Here is a 2,921-nt window from a genome sequence, read left to right as displayed (position 1 = left end):
TCAAAAGAATTGCTGGATTTATTTTAACTATATTCTGTTCAATTTTCAAAGACCATATTTTGTTATCGCTTCAAGCGACTTCCTTATCTTATCACTCACTCAACTTTATGTCAACAACTTTTTTCAAAGTTTTTTTGACTTAGTTTCGTTAGCAACGAGACTTATCTTATCACTTACTGAAACAACTGTCAAACACTTTTCTATCTTGTGTTTTTATCGTTTCGCATCAGCGACGAGATTTATCTTAACACTTTATCGGCTTATATGTCAACAGTTTTTCCAAAAAAAATTGCAAATAAAAAAGCAGTATCTCTATTATCGAATAATACTGCTAAATATGTTATCAACAATCGTTTTATTGCCTTTTTCTATTATTTCTACAGGACTTCCTTTTAATAAAAACACCCTGTCTGTTAATGATTTTATCTCATCTTTATCATGACTTACTAAAATAATAGTTGTTTTTTTCTCTTTGTTTATTGTTCGTATTAAATCTATTACCTTATTTTTTATTTTCATATCTAAAGATCTAAAAGGTTCATCTAATAACAAAACATCAAAATCATATATTAACGCTCTTGCAATATTAACTTTTTGTTTCATTCCTCCACTTAACTCATTAGGATATAAAAATTTTGTTTCACTTATCTCTAAAACATTTAAAATATCTTCTATTCTATTATTTACTTCTTCTTTTCCACACTTACTTTTTATAACTAGCTTTAAATTGTCAAATATATTTTTCCAAGGTAGTAACCTATCTTCTTGGAATACATATGCAACCTTAATATTTTTTTTAATCAACTTCTCACAAATACAATTTAATAATGTTGTCTTGCCACATCCTGAAGACCCTACTATACAATTAATTTTTTCATCTTCAAACTCTATTGTGAAATTATTATATATAACTTTATTATCATATTTGACATTTACATCTTTAATAAACATCTTATCTCCCTTTATGTATATATCTTTTATCTATAACCTTAAAAAGCAAATCAAATACATAAGATATTATTGTTATTATTATTATCCAAGAAATTATATGAGCTGTATTCAACTGCATCTTTTCTAATTGAATTATTGCCCCTATTCCATATTTAGGTTGAGAATACACTTCACCTGATATTACTACTTTAAATATTAAAGAAAAAGTTGAACTTAATACTTTAGCAAGTTCAATAATAACTATTGGCATAATAATATCTTTCATTTTATCTCTAGTAGGTATATCGTAAACATCACACATCTGTAATAAATTTTTATCTAGATTCATTATTGTATTTAATATAACATCATAAAATATTGGTAGTGAAATCATTATCCCTATAATAATAGGTGCATAATCTTTTGATGTCCATATCAATAATAAAACTATAAAGGCCATTGTTGGAACGGCCTTTATAATTGATAAAATAGGTAATATACAATTATATACTATTTTATTAAAATAACTTAATATAGCTAATATCAATCCTACACTAAGTGATATAAAAAAACTCTTTATTCCTCTAATTATACTATAGAAGATTATAGTTATAAAATTATATTGAGTTACTATTTCTATCATACTCTTTATTACATCCGTTACAGATGGAAACAGTAATCTATTGCCTATATATATTGATGTAACCTGCCATATTAAAAGTATTATTACAATTGAAAATATAATATACTTATTGTTTTTCAACGAATAATGGCTTGTACTCATTATTTTCTCCTTTGCTTTCTGTATCTATTGTACTAAAGTATACATTATATTCTTCCATACAATTGCTTATATCAGTAAATCTTAAATTACTATTCTTCATAGATTCATTTATAACATCTTTATTAACAGTTATCCCCAAATCTTCACATATAGTTGCTGTTTCTTGTGGATTATTAACTACAAACTCTTCTGACTCTTTAAAACTATTGATTAATTCTTCATATACTCCACTATCTTTAATTTCATTAAAGAATTCTTCTTTTATCACTAAAGTTGATTGTGGATATCCTTCTTTGACATCATTAAATTTCGCCCACTCTTCATTTAAATTTAATATTATCTTTATATTTGGATTCTTACTCATAACTGTAGATAATACTGGCTCAGGAACTACTGCATATTCTGCTTTTCCTGTAGCAACTAATGGTGCTAATTCCGATGCGGCTCCTACATATGAAAAATTTACTTCTTCTTCTGATATATTATTATTCTTTAATATTTCTTTAAAAATTATATCAGGGGTTAGTCCTTTTCCCGTATTATATATTTCTTTACCTTTTAATTCACTTAAATCATTAATATTATTCTCAGATACTAAATAAAGTGATCCCCATCCAATTGTTCCAACTATTTTATAATCTAAACCTTTTTTATAAGCTTGAAGAGCTAAATTTGATGGAATTATCGCTAACTCAGCTTCACCTTTCATAAGTTCTGAAACTAACAAATCAGATGTTTTTTGAACATCATAATTTATAGTTATATGTTTTATAGTTTTATTATTTTCCATAGCCTTACTTATAGCTATACTAGGCAATCCATCTGGCGTAATTAATCTTATCTCTTTTTCTTCATAAGTTACTTTATTATTACTACAACCAACCATAAAAATTAATAACATACTTAATATACCTGTAATTATTTTTTTCATGATTCACCTCCAAAATTTATTTTATAAATATATTATACAATTAAGACAATGAATTTCCAATATTTACATTATATTTTATTGATACATACTCTAATATTTATCATTAATAATTAAAAATTATTTTTATACGACAAAAAAACACTTAAGATAAACTTAAGTGTTTCTACTAACCAGGCAACGTCCTACTCTCCCACACAGTCTCCCATGCAGTACCATTGGCGCTGTAGAGCTTAACTTTCCTGTTCGGAATGGGAAGGAGTGTTTCCTCTACGCCAT

The 2,921-nt window shown here is 26.0% G+C and carries 3 protein-coding genes and 1 rRNA gene; all 4 read right to left on the bottom strand.

Translation table 11 applies throughout. From position 1 onward, the window contains the following. Window positions 1–315: 315 nt before the first annotated feature. Window positions 316–951 (bottom strand): ATP-binding cassette domain-containing protein, encoded by a 636-nt coding sequence (locus ARA56_RS16150; RefSeq protein WP_055268515.1) that lies wholly within the window; start codon window positions 949–951, stop codon window positions 316–318. Between the two features lies 1 nt (window position 952). After that, window positions 953–1,714, bottom strand: a complete 762-nt coding sequence (locus ARA56_RS16145; protein WP_055268514.1) for an ABC transporter permease — start codon at window positions 1,712–1,714, stop codon at window positions 953–955. Beyond that, the gene (locus tag ARA56_RS16140; protein WP_055268512.1) at window positions 1,680–2,645 is read right to left on the bottom strand and encodes an ABC transporter substrate-binding protein; all 966 of its coding nucleotides are present in this window, start codon (window positions 2,643–2,645) and stop codon (window positions 1,680–1,682) included. The genes ARA56_RS16145 and ARA56_RS16140 overlap by 35 nt, the downstream gene beginning before the upstream one ends. A gap of 169 nt (window positions 2,646–2,814) precedes the next feature. Further along, window positions 2,815–2,921, bottom strand: a 5S ribosomal RNA gene (rrf, locus tag ARA56_RS16135); the annotation flags it as partial.

The sequence above is a fragment of the Clostridium disporicum genome, assembly GCF_001405015.1.
Lineage (GTDB): Bacteria > Bacillota > Clostridia > Clostridiales > Clostridiaceae > Clostridium > Clostridium disporicum_B.
The sequence above is the reverse complement of the archived record's forward strand: the minus strand, read 5'-3'. Positions and strand labels throughout refer to the sequence as shown.

What these genes read in the sequence shown, in the direction of transcription:
- ARA56_RS16140 (WP_055268512.1), bottom strand. Translation starts at nt 2,645, where the DNA reads ATGAAAAAAATAATTACAGGTATATTAAGTATGTTATTAATTTTTATG.
- ARA56_RS16150 (WP_055268515.1), bottom strand. Translation starts at nt 951, where the DNA reads ATGTTTATTAAAGATGTAAATGTCAAATATGATAATAAAGTTATATAT.
- ARA56_RS16145 (WP_055268514.1), bottom strand. Translation starts at nt 1,714, where the DNA reads ATGAGTACAAGCCATTATTCGTTGAAAAACAATAAGTATATTATATTT.